This window comes from Sphingopyxis sp. BSNA05 (genome assembly GCF_013265645.1).
Classification (GTDB): domain Bacteria; phylum Pseudomonadota; class Alphaproteobacteria; order Sphingomonadales; family Sphingomonadaceae; genus Parasphingorhabdus.
The window spans coordinates 1-22,648 of record NZ_PYIA01000101.1 but is presented as its reverse complement, the minus strand read 5'-3'; the positions used below and the strand labels follow the sequence as shown (position 1 = coordinate 22,648).

Below are 22,648 nucleotides of genomic sequence, written 5' to 3'. Positions count from 1 at the left end.
CACAGAAAAAAGTCAGTCGGCCTTGGGTTCGAAAGCCATGGCAGCGCTGTTCATGCAATAGCGCAGACCGGTTTCGGTTGGCCCGTCGGGAAAGACATGGCCCAGATGCCCGTCGCAGGTGGAGCAGCGAATCTCGATCCGGCGCATGCCGAGGCTGTTATCCTCGATTTCGGTGACCGCTTCGGAATCGGCGGGCGCGGAAAAGCTTGGCCAGCCGCAACCGCTGTCGAACTTGCTGTCCGATTCAAACAATTTGCTGCCGCAGCCGGCGCAGAAAAATTCACCATCGCGATATTCGGTGTTCAGCGCCCCCGTAAAGGGCCGTTCGGTGCCCGCTTCGCGCAACACGTGATATTGCTCCGGAGACAGCTTTTGCCGCCATTGCTCGTCGCTCAATATAGTTTTTCCATTCCCGCTAGATGGGCATTCGAGGGCAGCCGGTCAAGGGATCTGACGAAGCCAGCCGATCCGCCTTTTTGTTGGTTAACCCGATGTTAGGCATATCTGGGCAGGATGTGGGATTATGACAATGGTGGTGAAATCCTTGCTGACTGGCGCAATGCTGATGGCTTCCCTGGCCTTCCCGCCGGCGAGCTTGCAGGCGCAATGCCGCCTGTGTGCGGCCAGCGGTCAGCCTGACAGCCTGTCCGGGGCGATTGACGGGCGACCGGAGATTCCGTTGCAGATCGAGATTACCGCCAATCTGGATTTCTCGCGCATGGCCTTGCTCAGCAGCAGCGGCGGCGTGGTGAGCATTGATCCGATGTCGGGTGACCGGCAGATCCGCGGCAGCATTGCCAATCTTGGCGGCATGGCGCTGCACGGCGAGGGGCGCCTGACCGGCGAGCCGGGCCGCAGCGTGCGGATTTTCCTGCCGGAGCGGATTCAGCTGAGCGCACCCAATGGTTCGACGGCCGAACTGGAGCGGCTGGAAACCAATCTGCCGGCGCTGGCAAGGCTCGATCCGTCGGGACGGCTGACCTTTGCCTTTGGCGGGCAATTGCGTATTCGCGGTGACGCCAGCGGCCGGTTCCGCGGCCGGATCGCGATTACCGCCGACTATGAGTGAAGCCGCGCTTTTGTCCTAGCGACCGCTGGCCGCTTTTCGGGCGATCAGCAGCAGTTCTTCCTCCAGAAGTACCTGATCGGGCTGGCCGCTGCTTTTCATCGCGATCTCCAGCTGCAGGATCCGTTCGATCAACCGCGCGATATGGGCGGATGACCAGATGCGCAGTTGCCGCTTGAAATGTTTCTGTTCCTTGAAAACACGCTGGGATGACCGGCGACAGCATCGACATTGCCACCCTTGTCGACCTTGCTGCGCAACTCCGCGAGCTTGGACAAATGCCGGAGCATTATCCGTATCAGGCCGATCTCGCTGATGCCCTGCGCCCGGGTTGCGGCGATTTCCTGCGCCAGCCGGGCCGCATCGCCATTGAGCGCGGCGTGGATCAGCAGATTGATATCCTCTTCGTCATTTTCAGCACCGAGCAGCAGCAATATATCGTCTTCCGGGGCCAGTGGATTTTCCGGCGTCGCATCAAGATAGAGCGCGATCTTTTCCACTTCCATGCGCGCCAGTACCAGATCATTGCTGGTCAGCGCGGCGATTTCCTGGGCCATTTCCCGGCTCAGTCGGAGACCTTCGGTTTGCGCCATCGTCTGGATCGCCGCCGCTGCCTGCTGGGGTGTCGTTTCATAGCAGGTCGCGATCAATGCATCGGGCGCGGCGATGATGCTTTTTGCCAATGCGGTCTTGTCGCCCATGCCGGGCGCGATGACAAATACGGGGTCGCCAGCCGTTTCGCTGGCCAGAAGATTGTCGATTGCCGCTGTTGCGCGGACCGCTTCGCCGCTGTTCAGCCGCAAGACGAGAAAGCGCTTGTCGCCAAACAGCGATGCGGAATTGGCCTCGTCATTGAGCCGGGCCGGGCCGTCGGCAATATCGCCGATCGTCAGATCGACCCGCTCGGCGGCTTGCGCCAGCGGCTTGACCAGTTCCTCGACCAGTGCCTGGCAGCGGGTGACATTGGGACCGCATAGCAGGACCAGTCTGAATTGATCGGACCCGGCGTGAAAGCGCCTGACTATGTCCTCCGGCTTTGCCTTCATGGCTGCGGCGTCGCGCTGGCCTCTTTCCGGGCGAACAGGGACAGCCGGGTGACAATCTGGTTGGCCACGCGGGTCGCCAGATTTTCCAGTGCCGTGTCTTCCGCCGCGAGCGTGGCATATTCCGAAGAGACCACGTCGATACCCGCATCCGATCCGGCTGTGGCATCAAGGACCACTACGGAATCAGAGAGACGGACCAGCTGATAACGGGCGCGCAACGTTCTGCGCTCGCGCGTGATCCGGTCGTCGCTGCGCACGCCGAAACCGGCAATCTTGTCTTCCAGTGCGACCGTCAGCCGATATTTTGCCTGTTGTCCCTCAAATGCGCCGAGCTGATCCTTCAGTGCGTTGCGGGTGAGCCATCCGGCCTTGCCGGCGATCGGTTCAATCTCGACATTGCCCAGTTCCTGCGCAACGACGCCGTTCGTGCCACCAGCATAGAGCGGTCGCAGGTTGCAGCCGGCCAGCATCGCCGACAATGCCACGACCAGGCCGATCCGGGCGATCATGGAACTCATATGACGATATTGACCAGTCGGTCGGGCACGACAATCACCTTCTTTATTTCCGCTCCGTCGAGGCTACGCTGCACCTTCTCGGAAGCGAGGGCAAGCTCTTCGAGCTGATCCTTGCTGCTGCCCTTGGCCACGGTGATCGTATCGCGCAATTTCCCGCGCACCTGAATCGCAATCGTGACTTCGTCATCGACCAGCAGGCTTTCGTCCACTTCCGGCCATGGCGCGTCGGCGATCAGGCCGCTCTCGCCAAACAAGGCCCAGGCTTCCTCGGCAATATGCGGCACCATCGGCGCGACGATCCGCGCAAGGGAACGGATGGCCGTGGTACGGTCTGCGGACGGCTGCGATTTTTCGATCAGATTGACCAGTTCGAATATCTTCGCGACCGCCTTGTTGAACGACAGCGCCTCGACATCGCCAGCGACACCGGCGACGGTCTGGTGGAGCTTGCGGCGGAGTGCCTTGTCTTCGCCTGTATCTTCACTGTCTGCGACAGCGATAAACAACCGCCACAGGCGCTGGACAAAGCGCCAGCTGCCTTCGATACCCGCTTCCGACCAAGGCAGGTCGCGCTCGGGCGGCTGTCGGAGAGCATGAAGAAACGCACCGCATCGGCGCCATATTGTTCGATGATCGGATCGGGATCGACGACATTTTTCTTCGACTTCGACATTTTCTCGACCCGGCCGGTGGTGACCGGCGACCCGTCAGCGATCACCGCCCAGTCACTGCCGTTTTTCTCGACCTCGTCAGGCGACAGCCAGCTGCCATCACCATGTTTGTAGGTTTCGTGGGTCACCATGCCCTGGGTGAACAGGCTTTCAAACGGCTCGGCAAAATCCAGCTTGCCGATGCTCGCCAGAGCGCGGGTCCAGAATCGGGCATAGAGCAGGTGCAGGATCGCATGTTCGACGCCGCCGATATATTGCGTCACCGGCAGCCACTGCTTGACCACTTCGGGGTCAAAAGGCCGGTCGTCCGGCTGGCTGGCAAAGCGCAGGAAATACCAGCTGCTGTCGACAAAAGTGTCGAGCGTGTCGGTCTCGCGCCGCGCCGCCTTGCCGCATTTCGGGCAGTCGACATGTTTCCATGTCGCGTGGCGTTCAAGCGGGTTGCCCGGGGTTTCAAAATCGATGTCTTCGGGCAATACGATCGGTAGCTGGTCCTTGGGCACCGGCACCGGACCGCAAGCATCGCAATGAATGATCGGGATCGGCGTGCCCCAATAGCGCTGGCGCGATACGCCCCAGTCGCGAAGCCGCCAGGTCGTTTGGGCCTTGCCCCAGCCTTCGGACCCCGCGCGATCGATAATCGCTTGCTGCGCTGCTTCCACGGTCATGCCGTCGAGAAAGGCGCTGTTCACGATCTTGCCGGGACCGGTATAGGCCTCGTCCCCGATATATTCGGCAGCGGTTTCATCGCCGTCCGAGACAACGCGCTTGACCGGCAGATCATATTTGCGGGCAAAGTCGAGATCGCGCTGGTCGTGCGCAGGCACGCCGAATACCGCGCCGGTGCCATAATCCATCAGCACGAAATTGGCGACATAGACGGGCAATTGCCAGTCGGGATCGAGCGGATGGGTGACGGTCAGGCCGGTATCGAAGCCCTTTTTCTCCATTGTCTCAAGCTCGGCAGCGGTTGTGCCACCAGCCTTGCATTCTTCGGCAAAGGACGCGAGCGCGTCATTCTGGCCAGCAAGTTTTTGCGTCAGCGGATGGTCAGCCGACAGCGCGACAAAGCTGGCCCCGAAAATCGTGTCGGGCCGGGTCGAGAAAACCTCGACCGACGCAATATCGCCTTGCGCTTCGGCGAGCTGGAAATGGAATTGCAGGCCCTGCGACTTGCCGATCCAGTTTTCCTGCATCAGCCGCACTTTTTCCGGCCAGCCCTTGAGGTCGCCCAGTCCGGCCAGCAGATCCTCGGCAAAATCGGTGATTTTGAGAAACCACTGGCTGAGCTTGCGCTTTTCCACCGGCGCGCCGGACCGCCAGCCCTTGCCGTCGATCACCTGTTCGTTGGCGAGCACGGTCATGTCGACCGGGTCCCAGTTGACCGCCGATTCCTTGCGATAGACCAGACCGCCTTCGAACAGATCGATGAAAAGCGCCTGTTCCTGGCCATAATATTCCGGTTCGCAGGTCGCCAGTTCGCGGCTCCAGTCAAAAGCGAATCCCAAAGTCTTCAGCTGGCTGCGCATCGATGCGATATTGGCCCGGGTCCATTCGCCGGGATGTACTTTCTTTTCCATCGCCGCATTTTCCGCCGGCATGCCGAAGGCGTCCCAGCCCATCGGGTGAAGCACTTCAAAGCCCTGCATCCGCCGGAAACGGGCGAGCACGTCGCCCATCGTATAGTTGCGGACATGGCCCATGTGGATGCGGCCCGAGGGATAGGGGAACATCTCGAGCACATAGCTGCGCGGCTTGCTGCTGGCGTCGTCCGCCTCGAACGTGCCGGCACTCGCCCAGCGCTCTTGCCAGCGTTTGTCCGCCGCCAGTGGATTGAATCGCTGATCGGTCATTGCGGCCCCATGATGTGGCAGGAAGGTTTAGTTGGTGATCGCACCGCGCCGCAAATCGCGCGCCTTGGTGAGGATGATCTGTTCGAGCTTTTGCGTGGTCGCGGCCTTGACCGGGGCATCCACCCAGGTGCCGTTCTGCGCGACCTGCCGCGACGCTGCAACGCGCAGGGCGTCGGCGCGCAGATCCTGGTCGAGGATCGACACATTGATCTTCATCCGCTCGCCCGGGTTCTGCGGGTTTACATACCAGTCGGTCAGGATCACGCCGCCATTGCTGTCGGTCTGGGTCAGCGGCATGAAGGCCAGGGCATCGAGCGATGCGCGCCACAAATAGCTGTTCACGCCGATGGTGGTAACCTGAGACGCTGCGAGATCAGCTTTCGGCCGCTCTTTTCCGCCACAGGCGGAGAGCAGGGACAATGTCAGCAGGCTAGCGGTTGCAGACCGCAGGAATAGGGATGATTTGAGGCGGGACATGAAGCGCTCCTGGTTGCATTTTGCGCCGGGACGAAATCCCTTTTGCAGGATTTGTTCCGGACATGATATCATTTCAGCGCTCTCTATAAATGCTTTGCCGCGAGGGGCAAGCATAAGCGCATGTTTCGCTCTTGTGGAGCGCGGACTGAACCCCAGTTGAATGGCCGCAAAATCATCTCCGGTTCATCTTTTTCCTGCTAGAAAATGAAACGATGTCCGGACAAAAGCGTAACCGAACTGCAACAGAAACAGGCTAGTTTGAGAAAATCGGACAAAAACAATATGTTGACTCGTGCAGATCAGCGGTTTTGTTATATCGAAGGCCATATTAAGGGGAAGCATCTTCATCATGACGAAAAAGGTCAGTCATTTCGGTTGGTTAGCGACGGGACTCGCGATCTCTGGCCTTGCCATGACTCCTGCCCTGGCGAAGGTTCTTTCCGGTGATGACACGATGGTGTCGCTGAAAACCCTCGGATCGATCGGTTCCTTTACCGTTGCCGGTGCTGACCCTGATCTCGTCGCCAAATATAATCTGAATGCCTTGCGCGGCAATGCCAGTTTCAAATTCACGCCCTCCGGCGGGACCCGTGACGGCGAACGTTCGGTCACCGTCGTGGTTCGCCAGAAGGCGGACGCTGTTTCGATTCGCGAGAATATCCTCGCCGCAGCACCCGGATCGGGCGTGACAAGCGCGGCGAAAATTGCCCCCGTTTCCTATAGTCTCGGCGCTGCAAAAGGTCTGAAGAGCTTCGCGATTCCGGTCAAGAAGCTGAACGGCAATATGCCTGATCTTTCGGAAATCGGCGGGGAAAGACTGCTGGGCGAGGAGGATAAGGCAAGAAGAGCCGTTTCAACCCGCGCATGTCGCTCGATGCCTCGGCCCCGATCAACGCCGCTCCGCGGGCGCTGGACGCGAGCGAGAAAGATTATACGCTTGATGTCGGTGGCAGCTATTCGCTTACCCGCAATCTGCAGGTGACCGCCGGTGTCCGGATCAATAACGAGCGTGACCGGATGGCACCGCTGACCGACAGCCGTCAGGATAGCCAGGCCGTCTATGTCGGAACCCAGTTCCGCTTCTAGACATTCCTGAATTAGCGTAAAGCGTCGATCGCCGCCCAGCCGTGCGTCAGATGGTTCTTGCGCGTCCGGTAGCGATGCCGGTTCATCCCGCCCAGATAGATTACCGCGCCCTGGCACAAGGCGGCCAGCCGGCGCACCTGCAGGGGATTGAGAGGCCGCTGGCCGGGATGCGAGCGGGTCGTGAAGACCGGCGACAGAAAATAGAGGTCAGCACCGGCACGATTGGCCTGCTGGATCTCCCCCGCATCATGAACCGCGACGCTGTGCAGCAATCCGGCGGCTAGCTTCCGCCGCGGCGTCCGGCCATGCACGCCATCGGCTCCCCAGCGCCGGGCCTGTTCCACCGGCCCGGCGAGCAGCAGCCTATGCCCGTACCGCCGGGCGATACGTCGGATGGTCTCAAACCGCGCCCGCCGCGCGTCTGCCGGCAAATGATAATGACGAAAGACAATCCCGCTGCCGCGCGGCAGCTTGCGAACGGATTGTTCTAGCTGCGCGTCGTTTCGCTCGTCGGTGAACAGCCACAGGCGCGGCGGGAGCGATCCGTCCGGTCCGGCAAGAAGGGGCAGGGCTGGTCTCGCAACATAAGCAGGCCTATAGACGCAAGCTTGGCGAAAGAGAATGATTGAGAGAGATTCACCCTTGGCAAATCCAGCACTCGAGGACATCCGTGGCAAAATCGCGAAAGCCGCCGGAATAGCGGACCGCAAGCCGTCCGAGATCGCCCTGATCGCGGTATCGAAAACCCGCAGCAGTGACGAGATCCGGCCGCTGCTGGAATCGGGCCAGCGCCTGTTCGGGGAAAACCGGGTACAGGAAGCGATGGACAAATGGCCGGCGCTGAAAGCGGAATATCCCGATATCGAACTGCATATGATCGGCCAGCTGCAATCCAACAAGGCGGCCGAAGCCGTCGCCCTGTTCGACTATATCCATTCGCTCGACCGGCCGTCTCTGGTCAAGGCGCTGGCGAAGGAAATGGAACGGCAGGACCGCCAGATCCCCTGTTTTCTGCAGGTCAATATCGGCGAAGAATCGCAAAAGGGCGGCTGTGAAATCAAGGCGGTTCCGGATCTGCTCGCCCAGGCCCGGTCTGCCGGAATAGAGATATTGGGTCTGATGGCCGTCCCGCCGGACAATGCCAACCCGGTCCCCTATTTCGCCCTGTTGGCCAAACTGGCGCGCGAAGCCGGGCTCGCGGGACTGAGCATGGGCATGTCGGGCGACTTTGAAAAGGCGGTCAAGCTCGGTTCCACCCATATCCGTGTCGGCACCGCCCTGTTCGGGCCGCGGGACGCGCCGGCCGGATAATCAGCTCTCGCTGTTTTTATCGCCGTTCTTCTCGCTGTCTTTCGCTGCGCGGTCCGCCTTGCGCTCTTCCGGCGTATCGGCCGCGACATAGCTGATCACGACATCGCCATCCTCGATCACCGGTCGGGCATCGGTGGCGAAGAATAGAAGCCGCCGGTCCGGCTTGAAGACGGCCAGCGGCTCCTCGCCTTTTTCCAGATTCCTGCGATAGTCATCGGCGGTAAATTTTTCGGTGATATTGGTCTTGCTGAACCGCCAGCCCGCCAGGTCCCGATCGAGCAACGTGCCGAAATCTGCGCCGGATTCGAACAAGAGACGGCCATGGCCGACCCGGCTCTTGCTCTGGCTGTCATTGGCCAGGCGACTGATCTGCTCATAGCCCATCTCGGGGCCCAGATCGGCGGTGATCAGCTGGTTCTGGCTGTCATTGTCGGTCGCGGCAATGAGATGCTGATATTCGCCCATATCGATATTGTCATTATGGGCCTCGTCGAGCACATCGCCATGGTGGATCTCCAGACCCTCGCTGCGGGCACGGCGCAAGGCGAATTTGCTGTCGTCGGTGACGAGGACATGGATATCGAGAGATTTGAGCATTTTTCCGAGGGCGATCGACCAGCGATTGGCACCGGCAATCAGGACGCCCTCGCCCTTGCCTTCCGAAATGCCCAATCGTTCGGCAACCCAGGAGGCGGAGAAGCCATGCGCAAAAATCGTTGCGATGACGACGGCAAAACTGAGCGGTACAAGCGCTTCCGCCCCCGGCATGCCATAGTCCACCAGACGGATCGCAAACAGGCCGGTGATCGCGACAGCGACAATACCGCGCGGTGCGATCCAGGCGATAAACAATCGCTCGCGCCACGGCACCGAGCTGAACAGCAGGGCGACCAGCACCGAAACGGGGCGTACGAAAAACAGGAGCAATATCAGGAAGATGACAAATTGCGGCCGGAATTGCTGCACGGTTTCCCAGTCCAGCGTGGCGGAAAGAATGATGAAGACACCGGAAATCAGCAGCACCGCCAGATCTTCCTTGAACCGGTAGAGCGCCTGGCTGGAATAGATCTGCCGGTTGCCCATCACGATACCCATGACCGTGACCGTGATCAGGCCGGTTTCATGCTTGATCAGATCGGCGATGACAAAGCCGGCGATCACGGTGACCAGCAGGAACGGCGCTTTCAGATATTCCGGCACCAGTCCCCGGGGAAATAGCCAGGTGAGCGCGAAACCAAGCCCCGCGCCGATCAGGCCGGCAATGAAGCTGGCCGCCAGCACATCCATGCTGATGACGGCGATATTGGCGTCGGCACCTTCATAGGTGATATAGGCATAGATGCCGACCGCGAGCAAAGCGCCGATCGGGTCGTTCACTATGCCTTCCCATTTCAGGATATTGCGAACCCGGGAGGCACCCGCAAGGTCCGCAGCATCGGGCCGATCACGGTAGGACCGGTGACTATCATGATGCCACCGAGCAAAGCGGAAATTTCCCAGGACAGGCCGGCACCATAATGTGCGGCTCCGGTGCCCAGCACCCAAGCTATCGGACCGGCGACAAGCACCATTGCGGTCACCGCGCCTCCCGCCTGGCGCAATTCGCGGAAGTTCAGGCTGAGACCGCCCTCAAACAGGATGACGGCAACCGCCAGCTTGATGATCGGCTCCTGCAGCGCGCCGAAATCGCGTTCGGGGTCAATAATGCCCAGAACGGGGCCGGCAATGATGCCGACAATCAGCATCAGCGCGATGGCGGGACGGCCGGTCCGCCAGGCGATCCACTGTGCGCCGATACCGAGCAGGCCGATCAGCGCAATCTTGACCATCAGTGAATCTATTATTTCCATGATCTATCCTTGGCGGGTTTTTCGCCCTTATGCAAAAAACTTTCCGGGACCTGGGGATCAGCTGTTGCCGAAATGGCCAATCGCTTGCTCAATAACGCCATAGACGGAATCCAGTTCCTCGCGGCCGATACAATAAGGAGGCATGATGTAGACCGTATTGCCCAGGGGCCGAAGTAAAATGTTGCGATCCCGGAAATAGCCGAGCAGCTGCGGCCCGAGGCTGGACATATAATCGCCGGCGCCATCGTCGATCTCGAACGCCAATATGGTGCCGCACTGGCGCAGGCCGCTGACGTTGGATTTTTGCGCAAGCCGCCCTGCAAAGGCGCGATGCGAGGCGATGATGCTGTCGATCCGTTCCTGCACCGGCGCGTCGCGCCAGATCGCGAGATTGGCATTGGCCGCCGCGCAGGCAATCGGATTGGCGGTGAAGCTGCTCGAATGGAAGAACATCTGCGCCCGGTCTTCGGAATAATGCGCCTGGAAAATGGGATCGCTGGCTGCGGTAACCGCGAGCGGGATGACGCCGCCGGTCAGGCCCTTGGCCATGCACAATATATCCGGCTCGACGCCCGCCTGTTCGCAGGCGAAGACGGTGCCGGTGCGGCCCCAGCCGGTCATCACTTCGTCGGCGATGAACAGCACATCATGCTCGCGGCAGATCGCCGCCATCTGCGCCAATATTTCGGGGCTGTAGACCTTCATGCCGCCCGCGCCGAGGATCAGCGGCTCGACGATCAGCGCCGCCGGCGGGGTTTCGCTGTCTTTGCAAAAGGCTTCGAGCTGGTCGAGCGTGTGCTGTTTTGCTCCGGCTTCGGGAAAGGCGATGGTGCCCACATCGAACAGCAGCGGCGCATAGGCCTGGTTGAACACGCCGCGCGCGCCGACCGACATCGCGCCGATCGTATCACCATGATAGCTATGCTCCATGACCAGGATCTTCTGGCGCGCTTCGCCGCGATTGTGCCAGTAACCGAGCGCCATTTTGAGCGCGACCTCGACCGCCGTCGAACCGCTGTCGGAAAAGAAGATATGCTCGAGGGAATCAGGCAAAAATCCGACAGCCCTTCGGCCAGTTCCCGCGCCGGACCATGTGTCCATCCGGCAAAGATCATCTGGTCGAGCCGGGCGCTCTGCTTCTGGATCGCGCTGACGATTGTCGGATGGCAATGGCCGTGGGTCTGCACCCACCAGCTCGATATTGCGTCGATGATCCTGGTGCCGTCGCTCTTGTAGAGGCACGCGCCTTCTGCCCGCGCGATTTCCGGGATCGGTTCGCCCAGACCATGTTGCGTGAAGGGATGCCAGATATTGATGCTCATGATCGGAAGTCCGCGAGATTGAAATGGGCGGCGAAGGCACCCCGCAACGAATCCGGCGTGAGATTGTCGAGTATCGGCAAGCGCCCGAGGTGCCGCACGGCACCGATCCGGCAGATGGTCTGCTCGCTGTCGACAATTTCATCGCCGATGAAGGCGATGCCGTGAATCGGCACATCGCGGGCGCGCAGAGCTTCGACGGTCAACAGGCTGTGGTTGATGGTGCCGAGGCTGGTCGACGCGACGATGATCACCGGCAGGCCCCAATGGGCAAAGAGATCGGCGAACAGCAAGTCCGGATTGACCGGCACCAGCGCTCCGCCGGCCCCCTCGATGATCAGCGGACCTTCGACCGGCGGGATATCCAGATCGTCCAGACCAATGGTGATGCCTTCCTGCGCCGCTGAATAATGGGGCGATGCCGGAATTTTCAGCCGGTAGCGTTCGGGCAATATCCGGGCCGGATCAACGCCGCCGATCCGCGCCACGGTTTCGCTGTCGGTGCCGTCTGCGAGGCCCGCCTGCACCGGTTTCCAGTAGCTGGCGCCCAGCGCCGCGGTTAGCGCAGCAGCAAAGACACTTTTGCCGATATCGGTATCGGTGCCGGTGATGACGAACCTGCCGCTCATGCCGCTTTCGCCATTGCGAGCGCCTCGTGCAGGGCGGCTGCCAGATTCCGGATATCCTCCGGTGACACATTCAGCGTCAGCGATATGCGCAGGCGGGCTGTGCCGGCGGGTACGGTCGGCGGGCGAATGGCCCGGACATCATAGCCCTGCTCCTGCAGCATCGCCGCCACGCTCACCGCCACCCGGTCCTCGCCGAGAATGACGGGGAATATCTGGCTGTCCTGATCGTCACCGAGCGACAGACCGTCAAAGCAGCTCCGGGCAAGCGCGCTATGCTCCGCCAGACCGGTCTGCAGCGCGGGATTGGCCGCGACATGGGCGATCGCCTGCTGCGTCAGATGCGCGGTTAGAGGGCTGGGCGCGGTGGAAAAGATGAAAGGCCGCGCCCGATTGATGAAAAATTCGCGCAAGACTCTCGGCATGGTCAATATCCCGCCTTCGCCGCCCAGCGCCTTGCCGCAGGTGCGCAGGATGATGACATTTTCCTGGCTACCGATATCGCCGGCCAGACCGCCGCCGCCCTCGCCGAAAACGCCCACCGCATGGGCCTCGTCGATCACCAGCATCGCGTCATGGGCCTCGGCGATCTGTGCGAGATCACTGAGCGGTGCCCGGTCGCCGTCCATGCTGTACAGGCTTTCCACTGCGATCCAGACGGTGCCGGTGCCGCCGGATTCGCGCCATGTCCGGATCTCTTGCTCGACCGCGTCACAATCATTGTGCGGGAAAGCCCGGAACGCGGCGCGGCCCAGTTTCATCCCGTCATGGACGCTGGCGTGGACCAGCGCGTCATAGAGCACCAGATCGCCGGTCTGCGGCAGGGTCGCGAATAGGGCGGTGTTGGCGGCAAAGCCCGATCCGAAGAACAGGCTCGCCTCCGCGCCATAATGGCTGGCGGCAAAGGCTTCGAGCGCTTCATGTTCGGGATGGTTGCCTCCGAGTAATCGCGATCCGCCCGATCCATGTGCCATACCACCGGCAATCGCCGCCTGCGCGACCTCTTTCAGATAGGGGCTGCGGGAAAGGCCGAGATAATCATTGGAGGAAAAATCCTTGCCGGCCGGAATCAGAAGCCGCCGCTTGCGACCCGCCGTGTCGAGTGCGTCCAGCTGGTCGCGATAGGGTTTGAATCGATCCATCACCGCGCCGTTAGCAGTCAGGAACCCGTGCTGGCCAGAGGCAATGCAAGCTGGCTGTCATCGACCGCTTCTATGGCCCTGTCGCGGAAGGGCAGCGGGAAGCAGACGGGCTTTTCCTTCAGGCCGATGATCGCTTCGGCCGGTCCGCCGACGCAGGCCTCGATCACCGGATCCTGCGCCGCCATGCCGCCGGTCAGCGCCCCGAAAGCGGGCATGATCAGATGCTGGCGCCCCCTGACAAAACAGCGCCGCGACAGATGGCGGCCGCGTGTGGCGATCCGGATTTCGGGTGATAATGACCGGATATTTCCGGCAACTTGCTTTCCGCTGTGGCCTCGTGGCGCAGGGCCAGCCCCTCGCCTGTCCATTCGTCGACCACCGTGCCACCCCATAGCCCGGAAACATCGCGGTCATGATTGCCGGTGATCCAGATCCAGTCGAGTGCGGCGGTCATCGCCGAGAGCTGCCGCGCCGCCTCCGGCTCCAGTCGGGCTTCGCCTTCGCCATCATGATAATTGTCACCCAGGCAGAAGACTTGCGTCGCGCCGGTCTCGCTCACCAGACCGGCCAGCTCGGCCAGCGTCGCCTGACTGTCATAGGGCGGCAGCATCTGCCCCTGCCGCGCAAAGAAACTCGCCTTCTCCAGATGCAGGTCTGCCACCAGCAGCGCATTTTTGCGGGCCAATGCAGCGCGGCGGGCGCCACGATATCAAAGCGGTGCTGGGCGAACAGAAGGGGAACCATGGACCCGCTATGCGATGAACATCGGCGCTATGCAAGCCACCGGGTTGGAATTTCTCGCTCGCCCGCACTATATGCGCCCTCATGACCGAATCTCAAACGCCCGTAAAAGTCGCCGCGCTCTATCATTTTGCCGTGGTCGACGATCCCGCTGCCCTGCGCCTGCAAGTGCTCGCCCTGTGCGAGGACCATGGCCTCAAGGGCACGATATTGCTGGCCCAGGAAGGGATCAACGGCACCATTGCCGGCGCGCCCGACGCGATTGACGCAGTGATCGAAGGCCTGCGCCAGCTGCCCCGTTTCACCGATCTCGAGGTCAAATATTCCGAGGCCAGTGCGATGCCCTTCCTGCGGATGAAGGTCCGGCTCAAGAAGGAGATCGTCTCGATGGGCGTCGAGGGCGTCGACGCCGCGACCGAGAAAGGCGCCTATGTCGATCCCGCCGACTGGAACGACCTGATCGCCGACCCCGACACCATCCTGATCGATACGCGCAACGCCTATGAAGTGGCGATCGGCAGCTTCGATGGCGCGATCAATCCCGACACCCAAAGCTTCCGCGACTTCCCGGCCTGGTTCGACGATTTTTCCGAAAAGCTGCGGCAGGATTCGGACAAGGCACCGAAGATCGCTATGTTCTGCACCGGCGGCATCCGCTGCGAAAAGGCGACCGCCTATGTCAAGGCGCAGGGCTTTGACGATGTCCAGCATCTCAAGGGCGGCATATTGAAATATCTCGAACATGTGCCCGAAACCGAAAGCCGCTGGCAGGGCGACTGTTTTCTGTTCGACCAGCGCGTCGCCGTCGGCCACGGGCTGCGCGAAGCCGATTATGGCCAATGCTATGCTTGCCGGATGCCACTGAACGCCGCCGACCGCGCCTCGCCCGACTATATTCCCGGTGAGGCCTGCCCGCATTGCATCGACCAGCGGACCGACGAGCAGCGCGCCCGTTATCGCGAGCGCCAGCGCCAGGTCGAGAAAGCCGCGGCCGAGGGCCGGCAGCATCTCGGGACCGAATGACCGAATTGCCGGTCCTCTACAGCTTTCGGCGCTGCCCCTATGCGATGCGCGCGCGCATGGCGCTGCTGGTCAGCCAGACCCCGGTCCGCCTGCGCGAGGTCGTGCTGCGCGACAAACCCGAAGAGATGATCGCCGCCTCGCCCAAGGCCACGGTGCCGGTGCTGATATTGCCCGATGGGCAGGTCATCGATGAAAGCCTGGCGATCATGCGCTGGGCCTTGGAACGCAACGACCCTCAAGGCTGGTTGCAGGGCAGCGCCGCCGAATCCGAATTGATCGCGGAAGCCGATGGCCCGTTCAAACAGGCGCTGGACCGCTACAAATATCCGACCCGCTATGAAAATGTCGACCCGTTGGAGCATCGTGCTGCCGGACTGGCCTTTCTCGAAAAGCTCGACGGTCTGATCCAGACTTCGGGGCAGCTGCTCGGCGCAAAGCCCACGCTGGCCGACCACGCGATCTTCCCGTTCGTTCGCCAGTTCGCCAATAATGACCGCGGCTGGTTCGACGCGCTGCCCCTGCCCGCCCTGCAGAAATGGCTCGGCGATCATCTTGCGTCTGCGTTATTCACCACGACGATGGTGAAATACCCGCAGTGGAAAAGTGGAGATGCGGAACCGGTTTTGCTTTGGAAGTGGCGGCGTAACGCGGCCTGCGGGACTCGCACGAAGCCACGAAGACGCAAAGCGCCCCGCTCTGCAGCGGGATTGCGTGCTATCTTATAATCTTCGTGGCTTAGTGTCTTCGTGCGAGTCCAATTCGTGCCTGTCGCGGAAGCGGTGTAGACGACAAGCGATCGGCGTGGGTGTCGGAAAGCACCCCGATCAAATCCCGACCCGAAGCTTCAGCCCTACCCGCGTATCCGGTGCGGCGTCCGACAGGCCGACGGCGCCATCGACGCCGATCCGGACCGAGCGGGTCAGATTGGTCCCGAACCCCATGTTGAGGCTCTGACTGTCGCCGATGCTGGTCGAAGCGGATTGTTCGTAGGAATAAGATGCAGTCAACGCGCTATTCTCGCCGAGCAGGAGATGGCTCCCTGCGGCGCCCGATAGTCTGTTGCGGGTATCAAAATTGTCCGGTTCGCCGATGATCGTATAGCCCGCCCCGACGAAGGGCACGACCGCACCGAATTTCCTGGAAAGCTGGCCATTGACGCCATAATCGACCTTGCCGGTCCCCAGCCCCTTTGCCCGCGATGCGGTCGGCAGTTTGACCGACGCGCCGACCGTCGCGTTCACGCCGGAAACGGGTAGCTGATAGGCGGCGTTGAGCGACAGGTCACCGATGCCTTCGCGCTTCACCTGACCTGTCTGCGATCCGTTCGAGCCCAGCAAAGGCGTGCCGAACAGCCCGCCCTGGTTGACGATAACCTCCTGCGGGGCGGTGGAGGAGATATAGGGCAGCGAAGCGGCCGCGCTGAACCGGCCTTTGGTCATTGCGACGCCGGTGGTGGCGAATGTGGTCTTATAGTCCAGTCCGTCGCCGACATCGCCTTCAATATGATCCACCCCAGCGAGCAGATGGAACCGGGTTTCGTCCTTCGCGCTGCTATCCTCCTGAACGCTGGCGTCGCGGAGATCGGAATTCTGCGCGAGGGCAGGACTGGCAGCGGCGAGAAAAATCGGCAGGATGAGAAAAATACGCATATCGGGTTCGCTCCTTGAAGAAAAAGCAATGCGCCTGAGAGGCGGATGCTTGTCTGTATGGGGAGGGAACGAACCGCGGCGGCAGTTTAATCCATTTTAATTTGGCAAAGCTGTTCTGGAGGGCTAATTTTAACTTCACTCCAGCTTACTCAACCGTTTCGGGCCCGTATTTATCATCCGGTGCTATCTTGTGTAAACCAATCGAAAACCAACCAACTGCTCTTCGCTTTCACCATTTGTCTGCGATGCGTCATTAATCAAATCGAACGTATCGGGCGAACCTACGTTTCCGCCTTTGACAGTCGCCAGAGGGCTGGTTGGACATGTTGAGGCCCGACTCACACCTCGATGTTCAGTCCTGCAAACCAACTCCTTGGCGTTTCCGAATAGGTCATATAACCCCGAAGGCGTTGGTTTATATTGAGCGACTTTCCTAAGTGCCCTGAAGCGCACGGGCCTTCGTAGATCATTCGAGACCTCGTCGGAAAAACCAACCGATTTTTGAGATATCCCTCTTGGCGGCTTGCCTGGGCGACTCGGTAGACTTCGCGACCGGTTTCAGATCGTGCAATCGCAACCCACTCCTCTTCGGACGGCAGTCTATATTGGAGACCAGTTTTATTTCGAATCCAACCTAAATAACACTCAATCTGACTGGCTCTAATTGACGTCAGTGGATAATCATCTTCAAGATTTTTCCATTCAAATCGGCTATTATATTTTGGTTGAACAACCGGCATCGGGCATGTGTGTTCATGTCTTGTTTTGAGATATTGCTTCCAGGTCAGTTCCGTAGCCGCGACGGACAATTTGCTGGTTTTCCCAGCCAAATTCACTTCCAAAGTCACCATATCGGGGCATTCTTCACAATCCTTTTTCCCGACGAACTGAGCTATTTGAGGAACAGGCCTAACATCTAAAGATGCAGGCTCGTCGTTTCTTGATATTGTTTGCGCTTCGGCGCATCCCGTTACGGCTATTGATGACATCATCAAGGACAGCCAAATTGCTTTCACGCTCACTCCAACCCCTCCAACCGCCGCTTCGCCTCGGCCAGCCCGCTCCGCTTCGGCCCCGTATTCACCGGAATCGTCCGTCCGCTGGTGCCATTGCCGACGGGTGGCGAATAGACCCAGATCGTCCCGCCGCTATCGCTCGCTGCCGATCCGTAGAGTTTTCGCGCCTTGTCGATATCCCGCTCGACGCCGCGCCCCTCTTCAAAGCGGATGCCCAGTTCCAGCTGGGCCTGCTTGCTTCCCCCTTGCGCTTCGCTGGCCAGCGCGGTGAGCGGCATATCGGCATAGCTGCGCTCGAAGACCAGGGCGGGGCGGCGCAATTCCAGTAAGGCAAGTCGCAGGGCAATCGCACGACACACCGCTGGCTGGCCCGCATTCGCTTCGCCAATGCCCTCGCCAACCGGCGCATCAGCCGCCTCGTCCGCTGGCTTGCTTGAAATACATCCCGCCGCCTGCGCCTGATTATACAGCATATTCTGTGCCCGGAAAAAGCCAGCTTGTTCCGGGGAAAGCGTAAAAGCAGGAGCAGGCTTGCTGATATCAATGCCCATATAGCTGGTCGGCGCCGCGCAGCCGGCCTGCACCGCCGTCAGAAGCACGGCGGCCATGGCGAGGGTCAAACGCCGCATGCGCTGCCAGCCACCACTATTTTCAAAACCTGACCGCACGCAACTCCTTCGTCCCGCAGAGCGGAGAATGATCCTGATTGAGGACTCGCGCTGTCCGCTTCCGTGAGTCCGCGACTTGTGATGCCCAGTCTAGCCGGATGGTTCCGGATTTCAAGGCAGGCGGACAGGACGTACGGGTCAGGTCCGCCGGTTCCGGCCCATCACCCGCGCGCGGGTCCGCGCTGCATATTGTCAGAAATGGATCCGCTGGTTCAGCGGCTCGTCGACAAATTGCCGGGTGTTCTTGGGCGTCAGGAAGTGGATTTTCCGTCTCGGAAAGTCGATCGCGACCTGGTCGAATTTCCGCAGCACGTCCATCCCCATCAGCAGGGTCGGCTTGTCGGCCAGGCCAAAGCGTTCGAACGGTGGCGAATCGGCGAAGGCTACGGACAGGCGCGGGAACCGGGCGCGGCCGATCCGGAAATCACGGACCATGCCGAATTCCACGCCCAAGGTCTCGCCGGTGACCGCGATCAGCAGATCGGCATCGTCCAGTTCCTTGGCGCGTCGCTGCAATCGTTGCCGCAAGGCCAGATTGCCGATCGACATTTGCGCTCCGGTATCGACGATGACATTGACCTCGATCCCGGCAATCGTGGCATCGGTGAAGATCAGCTGGCCGGAACGCCGTTTCGCGGTCACGATGATTTCCCGGGATTTCAGCCGGCCACGGGTCTCGTCCGCATCTTCGATAACGATCCGATTGGTGAGAAAATCGAACAGAATGCGCTGGTCCTGCAAGCCGTCCAGACCCAAAATGCCATCGGCACCGATATGGTGGGCGGCCAGAACCGGCGAAATCAGACCATCATAATTTTGCGTCCCATGGTCAGCCGCGGCACATAGACCATATCGACCATGGTCGTTCCGGCAATGCTCATCAGTTCGGCCGGCTTCTCCCCTTCGAGGGCCAGGCTGTCGGCAATTTTACGGGAGATCACGCTCCGTTCGGCACCGGTGTCGATGACGAACGAAAAGGGCCCTTCCCCTCGATACTGACCGGAACGGTCATCCGCTTGGCGCGATCCTGGTCGATATCGACGATCTCGCCTTCGGGACTGGTCAGGCTGCCGGGCTTCACCGACTGGCCGAGGGGAAGGGGATAGGCCATCGTCAGCGCGTAGGCCAGTAAAGCGGGTGTCATGCTGGTAAAAAGGGCTGACATCGTCTCTCCTATCTGTCTGAGCCGGACGGCGAAAACTTAGTCCCTGCTGCCCGGCTTGCCGAAGCTATACCACAAATCATCCTCCTGCTTCCACAAAGAAGTATCTCAGGCATCTTCGGGCAGCAGAAAGTAGATTTTCCGGTTGGCGAAATCGATCGCCACCCGGTCGAATTTGCGCAACGCGTCCATGCCGAGAAACAGCGCCGGTTTCTTGTCCAGCTTCAGCGCCTTGAACGGTGCTATGTCGACAAAGGCGATCGGGATGAGCCCGAAGCGGGCGCGTCCGATCAGCAGCTCTTCGGCAATACCATAATCGGCTTCGATCGAGCGGCCGGTAACATCGACAAGTTCGGTTTTGACCAGTTGCGAAGAATGGATGCGCAACCGCCGCTGCAACGCCCGGTTGCCGATGGATAGTTCGCCGCCGGTGTCGATGATCACGCTGGTCCGGACTCCGGCGACCGTCGCATTGGTGAAGATCAGCTGGCCCGAGCGCCGTCTTGCCGTCACCACAATCTCGCGGCGGGAACGGCTTTTCAGCTTCTTGTCGGTGTCCTCGACCGTGATATTCTTGCCGACAAAATCGAACAATATCCGCTGTCCCTGCAGGCTGTCGAGGCCAAGGACACCGTCCGCGCCGATATTGGCTGCCCGGAAAGTCGGGGAAATCAGGCTGTCATAGCTGCGCTTGCCGAGCGTCAGGCTGGGCACATAGACGGTCTGCACCGTCGTCGTGCCGGCGAGCGCGATGATATTGACGACATCCTCGATATCGAGCGCCAGCGCGCCGGCAATTTCCCGGGACAATATCGTGCGCTGCGAGGCCGTGTCGATGATGAACTGATAGGGGCCGCCATCGGCAATGCTGACCGCCACCGTCATCCGGTCAAGCCGGTCCCGGGCAATGGCAATCTGTTCGGCATCGGGCTGCAGAAAGGCATCGGGCAGGGCATCGGCGACATAGGCTTTGGTCTCCGGCTCGACCGGAATCGCTGGCGCAACCTGTCCTGCGAACAGGGAGGCGCAAAGGGGAAACAGCATTGTCGAACAAGCCATTTCGCCACTCTACGCCAAAAAGCGTTTTCCGCCAAATCCCGGAGGACGGCGCGGCCTTTCTAGTCCGCCTGCATCGCCTCGTTGATCAAAGATTCCGCCTCGATCAGCAGGGCGTCGTCGGTGGCACCCTGGGCGACATGTTCGCGGCCGATCATCACCAGCACCGGTACCGCCAGCGGGCTGACCCGATCCAGTTCGACATGGATGATTGACTCCGCCGCCCGGTCGAGCAGGTCGCCCAGCCGCCCGACATCGGTCATCCGCGACCGGGCATCGGCCCAGGCCGCCTGCATCAGCAAATGGTCGGGCTCATATTTGCGCAACACGTCGAAGATCAGGTCGGTCGAGAAGGTGACCTGCTTGCCGGTCTTGCGCTTGCCCGGATGCTGCCGCTCGACCAGACCGCTGATCACCGCCACTTCGCGAAAGGCGCGCTTGAGCAGATGCGAGCCCTCGACCCAGTCGAAAAATTCCTCCTCCAATATGTCGGCGCTGAACAGGGGGCGGGGATCGGTCACCGGCTCGACGCTGTAGCAGGCCAGCGCATAATCATTGGCGACAAAGCGACCGGCTTGAGCCCGCGATCCTCCATCCGCCGGGTCAGCAACATGCCGAGCGACTGGTGCGCGTTCCAGCCTTCGAAACTGTAGCAGACCATATAATGGAGCTTCTTGTGCGGGAAGGTCTCGACCAGCAATTGCCCCGGCTCGGGCATCACCGAGCGATGGTCCTGCATCTCCAGCCATTCGCGCACATCGTCGGGAAAGCGCGCCCAGTCGGCGCGGTCGGTCAGAAAGCCGCGCACCCGGTCCGACAAATGGGTGGTCAGCGGCAGCCGCGCGCCGCCATAGCTCGGGATCATCGCCGCTTTCTTGGCCGCGCGGACGATGACATCGCTGGCATCCATCTTGATCAGCTCCAGGCTCAGCCCGCCAAAGAAAAATGTGTCACCGACCGACAGCGTGGCGGCAAAGCCTTCTTCGACCTTGCCGAGATTGCGGCCATTCTTGAAGCGGACGCTCATCATCGCGGCGTCGACGATGATGCCGGCGTTGAGCCGGTGCTGGGCAGCGAATTTCGGATGAGTCAGGCTCCACACGCCTTTTGCGTCACGCCGCAGCCGCTTGAACCGGTCATAGGCCTTGAGCGCATAGCCGCCGTCGCGGGTGAAATTCAGCACCCGCTCGAATTGCTCTTTCGACAGGGCGCTATAGGGCAAGGCGCTTTGCACCTCGTCGAGGAGATCATCCTCCTGAAACGGCCCGGCGCAGGCGCAGCTCATCACATGCTGGGCGAGCACGTCGAGGCCGCCCGCGCGAAACGGCTCGCCGTCGCGGCGGCCCTCGTTCACTGCATCGAGCGCCGCCTGCGCCTCGAGATATTCAAAGCGGTTGCCCGGCACCAGCAGCGCCTTGGACGATATATCCAGCCGATGGTTGGCGCGACCGATCCGCTGGAGCAAGCGGGACGAGCCCTTGGGCGCGCCCATCTGGATGACGCAATCGATATCCCCCCAGTCAACCCCGAGATCGAGCGAGGCGGTGCAGACCAGCGCCCGCATCTGCCCCGAGGCCATGGCGTTTTCCACCTTGCGCCGCGCTTCCTTGGACAGACTGCCGTGATGGATGCCGATGGGCAGCGTCTCGTCATTGATATCCCACAGCTGCTGGAAGGTGAATTCGGCGAGAAAGCGGGTGTTGCAGAAGACCAATGTCATCCGGTTGCTGCGTATCTGCTCCATCACCTGCGGGATCGCATAGGTGCCGGCATGGCCGGACCAGGGCACCCGCACCGGATCGCCGGCCGGTGTCTCGGGCAGCATGATCGACAGATCGGCCGGCGCACCGTCCGCGCCGAGCACATGGGTGACGGTATCGATATCGCCATAAGGCGCGAGCCAGGCGCGGAAATCGTCGGGCTCGGCCACCGTGGCGGACAAGGCGACCCGCTGCATCGCCGGCGCGATTTTTGCAGCCGCGCCAGCGAGAGCGCCAGCAGGTCTCCGCGCTTGCCGGTGGCAAAGGCGTGCACCTCGTCGATCACCACCCGTTTCAGCCCGGCGAACAGGGCAAGGCTTTCCGGCTGGCTGAGCAGCAGATTGAGCGACTCCGGCGTGGTCAGCAAGATCTGCGGCGGTTTCACCCGCTGGCGCGCCTTGCGACCCGCCGGCGTATCGCCGCTGCGCGTCTCGACCGTGATCGGCAGGCCCATTTCCTCGATCGGCGTCAGCAGATTGCGCTGCACATCGACGGCGAGCGCCTTGAGCGGGGAGATGTAGAGCGTGTGGAGGTCTTTCCGTTCGCCCTGAGCCTTTTTCAGGCCAGCCTGGGTCTGGCCGGGTGCTTCGACAGGCTCAGCACGAACG

22 protein-coding genes and 4 pseudogenes are annotated in these 22,648 nt (G+C 61.0%); 5 read left to right on the top strand and 21 right to left on the bottom strand.

Annotated elements, in window-relative coordinates; translation table 11 throughout:
* Window positions 1–12: 12 nt before the first annotated feature.
* Complete coding sequence (msrB, locus tag C8024_RS11725) at window positions 13–396, bottom strand: peptide-methionine (R)-S-oxide reductase MsrB (RefSeq protein ID WP_217272167.1); 384 nt, start codon at window positions 394–396, stop codon at window positions 13–15.
* 133 nt (window positions 397–529) lie between these two features.
* Between msrB and C8024_RS11720 the strand changes: the two genes are divergently transcribed.
* Window positions 530–1,069 (top strand): DUF4402 domain-containing protein, encoded by a 540-nt coding sequence (locus C8024_RS11720; protein WP_173205359.1) that lies wholly within the window; start codon window positions 530–532, stop codon window positions 1,067–1,069.
* Window positions 1,070–1,197: 128 nt separating this feature from the next.
* On the opposite strand, the gene holA is transcribed toward C8024_RS11720, so the two are convergent.
* The 4 genes and pseudogenes from holA to C8024_RS11700 all read right to left on the bottom strand — a co-directional run bounded on the left by holA (window position 1,198) and on the right by C8024_RS11700 (window position 5,631).
* Entirely contained in the window at window positions 1,198–2,112 is a 915-nt protein-coding gene (gene holA, locus C8024_RS11715) for a DNA polymerase III subunit delta (RefSeq protein ID WP_173205356.1), read from the bottom strand.
* Window positions 2,109–2,630, bottom strand: a complete 522-nt coding sequence (gene lptE, locus C8024_RS11710; protein ID WP_173205353.1) for an LPS assembly lipoprotein LptE — start codon at window positions 2,628–2,630, stop codon at window positions 2,109–2,111. The genes holA and lptE overlap by 4 nt, the downstream gene beginning before the upstream one ends.
* Window positions 2,627–5,154, bottom strand: a pseudogene (gene leuS / locus C8024_RS11705) (leucine--tRNA ligase). Before leuS ends, lptE begins: the two are co-directional and overlap by 4 nt.
* A gap of 27 nt (window positions 5,155–5,181) precedes the next feature.
* Window positions 5,182–5,631 carry a DUF3576 domain-containing protein gene (locus C8024_RS11700; protein ID WP_100095437.1) on the bottom strand — a complete coding sequence of 150 codons (450 nt, stop codon included), beginning with the start codon at window positions 5,629–5,631 and terminating at the stop codon, window positions 5,182–5,184.
* Window positions 5,632–5,980: 349 nt separating this feature from the next.
* On the opposite strand from C8024_RS11700, the gene C8024_RS11695 reads away from it, so the two are divergent.
* Entirely contained in the window at window positions 5,981–6,613 is a 633-nt protein-coding gene (locus C8024_RS11695) for a hypothetical protein (protein WP_217272166.1), read from the top strand.
* Window positions 6,614–6,728: 115 nt separating this feature from the next.
* On the opposite strand, the gene C8024_RS11690 is transcribed toward C8024_RS11695, so the two are convergent.
* Entirely contained in the window at window positions 6,729–7,385 is a 657-nt protein-coding gene (locus C8024_RS11690) for a thiamine phosphate synthase (protein ID WP_173205347.1), read from the bottom strand.
* Between C8024_RS11690 and C8024_RS11685 the strand changes: the two genes are divergently transcribed.
* The gene (locus tag C8024_RS11685; RefSeq protein WP_173205345.1) at window positions 7,339–8,028 is read left to right on the top strand and encodes a YggS family pyridoxal phosphate-dependent enzyme; all 690 of its coding nucleotides are present in this window, start codon (window positions 7,339–7,341) and stop codon (window positions 8,026–8,028) included. The two genes, C8024_RS11690 and C8024_RS11685, sit on opposite strands and share 47 nt — an antisense overlap.
* Here the strand turns inward: C8024_RS11685 and C8024_RS21685 are convergent, their stop codons facing one another.
* From C8024_RS21685 to C8024_RS23400, 7 genes and pseudogenes are all read right to left on the bottom strand, one after another.
* Window positions 8,029–8,625: an NAD-binding protein gene (locus C8024_RS21685; protein ID WP_254305846.1), complete on the bottom strand. Its 597-nt coding sequence runs from the start codon at window positions 8,623–8,625 to the stop codon at window positions 8,029–8,031.
* Between the two features lie 138 nt (window positions 8,626–8,763).
* Window positions 8,764–9,773: pseudogene (locus tag C8024_RS21680) on the bottom strand (cation:proton antiporter); the annotation flags it as partial.
* 162 nt (window positions 9,774–9,935) lie between these two features.
* A pseudogene (locus C8024_RS11675) lies at window positions 9,936–11,200 on the bottom strand (adenosylmethionine--8-amino-7-oxononanoate transaminase).
* Window positions 11,197–11,826 carry a dethiobiotin synthase gene (bioD, locus tag C8024_RS11670; RefSeq protein WP_173205343.1) on the bottom strand — a complete coding sequence of 210 codons (630 nt, stop codon included), beginning with the start codon at window positions 11,824–11,826 and terminating at the stop codon, window positions 11,197–11,199. The pseudogene C8024_RS11675 and the gene bioD overlap by 4 nt, the downstream one beginning before the upstream one ends.
* Window positions 11,823–12,965, bottom strand: coding sequence for an 8-amino-7-oxononanoate synthase (locus C8024_RS11665; protein WP_173205341.1), 1,143 nt, complete (start codon window positions 12,963–12,965; stop codon window positions 11,823–11,825). The genes bioD and C8024_RS11665 overlap by 4 nt, the downstream gene beginning before the upstream one ends.
* Before the next feature lie 17 nt (window positions 12,966–12,982).
* A complete protein-coding gene (locus C8024_RS23405; protein ID WP_367947302.1) occupies window positions 12,983–13,180 on the bottom strand; it encodes a hypothetical protein in 198 nt (65 codons plus the stop codon).
* 2 nt (window positions 13,181–13,182) lie between these two features.
* Window positions 13,183–13,650 carry a metallophosphoesterase gene (locus C8024_RS23400; protein ID WP_367947301.1) on the bottom strand — a complete coding sequence of 156 codons (468 nt, stop codon included), beginning with the start codon at window positions 13,648–13,650 and terminating at the stop codon, window positions 13,183–13,185.
* Between the two features lie 140 nt (window positions 13,651–13,790).
* Between C8024_RS23400 and C8024_RS11655 the strand changes: the two genes are divergently transcribed.
* Together C8024_RS11655 and C8024_RS11650 are read left to right on the top strand one after the other, a co-directional pair.
* The gene (locus C8024_RS11655) at window positions 13,791–14,729 is read left to right on the top strand and encodes a rhodanese-related sulfurtransferase (RefSeq protein WP_173205339.1); all 939 of its coding nucleotides are present in this window, start codon (window positions 13,791–13,793) and stop codon (window positions 14,727–14,729) included.
* On the top strand, window positions 14,726–15,454 hold the full coding sequence (locus C8024_RS11650) for a glutathione S-transferase (RefSeq protein ID WP_173205337.1): 729 nt from the start codon (window positions 14,726–14,728) through the stop codon (window positions 15,452–15,454). The genes C8024_RS11655 and C8024_RS11650 overlap by 4 nt, the downstream gene beginning before the upstream one ends.
* A gap of 99 nt (window positions 15,455–15,553) precedes the next feature.
* Here the strand turns inward: C8024_RS11650 and C8024_RS11645 are convergent, their stop codons facing one another.
* The 8 genes and pseudogenes from C8024_RS11645 to C8024_RS11610 form a co-directional block, all read right to left on the bottom strand.
* Entirely contained in the window at window positions 15,554–16,378 is an 825-nt protein-coding gene (locus C8024_RS11645) for a hypothetical protein (protein ID WP_173205335.1), read from the bottom strand.
* Window positions 16,379–16,716: 338 nt separating this feature from the next.
* A complete protein-coding gene (locus C8024_RS23395; RefSeq protein ID WP_173205333.1) occupies window positions 16,717–17,400 on the bottom strand; it encodes an SUMF1/EgtB/PvdO family nonheme iron enzyme in 684 nt (227 codons plus the stop codon).
* Window positions 17,397–18,062, bottom strand: coding sequence for an SEL1-like repeat protein (locus C8024_RS11635; RefSeq protein ID WP_173205316.1), 666 nt, complete (start codon window positions 18,060–18,062; stop codon window positions 17,397–17,399). Before C8024_RS11635 ends, C8024_RS23395 begins: the two co-directional genes overlap by 4 nt.
* 192 nt (window positions 18,063–18,254) lie before the next feature.
* Window positions 18,255–18,818, bottom strand: coding sequence for a retropepsin-like aspartic protease (locus C8024_RS11630; protein ID WP_173205315.1), 564 nt, complete (start codon window positions 18,816–18,818; stop codon window positions 18,255–18,257).
* 44 nt (window positions 18,819–18,862) lie between these two features.
* A complete protein-coding gene (locus tag C8024_RS11625; protein ID WP_367947300.1) occupies window positions 18,863–19,003 on the bottom strand; it encodes a hypothetical protein in 141 nt (46 codons plus the stop codon).
* A complete protein-coding gene (locus C8024_RS11620; RefSeq protein WP_173205313.1) occupies window positions 19,000–19,227 on the bottom strand; it encodes a hypothetical protein in 228 nt (75 codons plus the stop codon). Before C8024_RS11620 ends, C8024_RS11625 begins: the two co-directional genes overlap by 4 nt.
* A gap of 105 nt (window positions 19,228–19,332) precedes the next feature.
* Window positions 19,333–20,283 (bottom strand): aspartyl protease family protein, encoded by a 951-nt coding sequence (locus tag C8024_RS11615; RefSeq protein ID WP_173205311.1) that lies wholly within the window; start codon window positions 20,281–20,283, stop codon window positions 19,333–19,335.
* Between the two features lie 59 nt (window positions 20,284–20,342).
* Window positions 20,343–22,648: pseudogene (locus tag C8024_RS11610) on the bottom strand (ligase-associated DNA damage response DEXH box helicase); the annotation flags it as partial.

What these genes read in the sequence shown, in the direction of transcription:
- C8024_RS21685 (WP_254305846.1), bottom strand. Translation starts at nt 8,625, where the DNA reads ATGCTCAAATCTCTCGATATCCATGTCCTCGTCACCGACGACAGCAAA.
- C8024_RS11650 (WP_173205337.1), top strand. Translation starts at nt 14,726, where the DNA reads ATGACCGAATTGCCGGTCCTCTACAGCTTTCGGCGCTGCCCCTATGCG.
- C8024_RS11685 (WP_173205345.1), top strand. Translation starts at nt 7,339, where the DNA reads ATGATTGAGAGAGATTCACCCTTGGCAAATCCAGCACTCGAGGACATC.
- lptE (WP_173205353.1), bottom strand. Translation starts at nt 2,630, where the DNA reads ATGAGTTCCATGATCGCCCGGATCGGCCTGGTCGTGGCATTGTCGGCG.
- C8024_RS23405 (WP_367947302.1), bottom strand. Translation starts at nt 13,180, where the DNA reads ATGCCCGCTTTCGGGGCGCTGACCGGCGGCATGGCGGCGCAGGATCCG.
- C8024_RS11655 (WP_173205339.1), top strand. Translation starts at nt 13,791, where the DNA reads ATGACCGAATCTCAAACGCCCGTAAAAGTCGCCGCGCTCTATCATTTT.
- C8024_RS11665 (WP_173205341.1), bottom strand. Translation starts at nt 12,965, where the DNA reads ATGGATCGATTCAAACCCTATCGCGACCAGCTGGACGCACTCGACACG.
- C8024_RS11615 (WP_173205311.1), bottom strand. Translation starts at nt 20,283, where the DNA reads ATGGCTTGTTCGACAATGCTGTTTCCCCTTTGCGCCTCCCTGTTCGCA.
- C8024_RS11690 (WP_173205347.1), bottom strand. Translation starts at nt 7,385, where the DNA reads ATGTCCTCGAGTGCTGGATTTGCCAAGGGTGAATCTCTCTCAATCATT.
- C8024_RS11645 (WP_173205335.1), bottom strand. Translation starts at nt 16,378, where the DNA reads ATGCGTATTTTTCTCATCCTGCCGATTTTTCTCGCCGCTGCCAGTCCT.
- C8024_RS11695 (WP_217272166.1), top strand. Translation starts at nt 5,981, where the DNA reads ATGACGAAAAAGGTCAGTCATTTCGGTTGGTTAGCGACGGGACTCGCG.
- bioD (WP_173205343.1), bottom strand. Translation starts at nt 11,826, where the DNA reads ATGAGCGGCAGGTTCGTCATCACCGGCACCGATACCGATATCGGCAAA.
- C8024_RS11720 (WP_173205359.1), top strand. Translation starts at nt 530, where the DNA reads ATGGTGGTGAAATCCTTGCTGACTGGCGCAATGCTGATGGCTTCCCTG.
- C8024_RS11700 (WP_100095437.1), bottom strand. Translation starts at nt 5,631, where the DNA reads ATGTCCCGCCTCAAATCATCCCTATTCCTGCGGTCTGCAACCGCTAGC.
- holA (WP_173205356.1), bottom strand. Translation starts at nt 2,112, where the DNA reads ATGAAGGCAAAGCCGGAGGACATAGTCAGGCGCTTTCACGCCGGGTCC.
- C8024_RS11620 (WP_173205313.1), bottom strand. Translation starts at nt 19,227, where the DNA reads ATGTCAGCCCTTTTTACCAGCATGACACCCGCTTTACTGGCCTACGCG.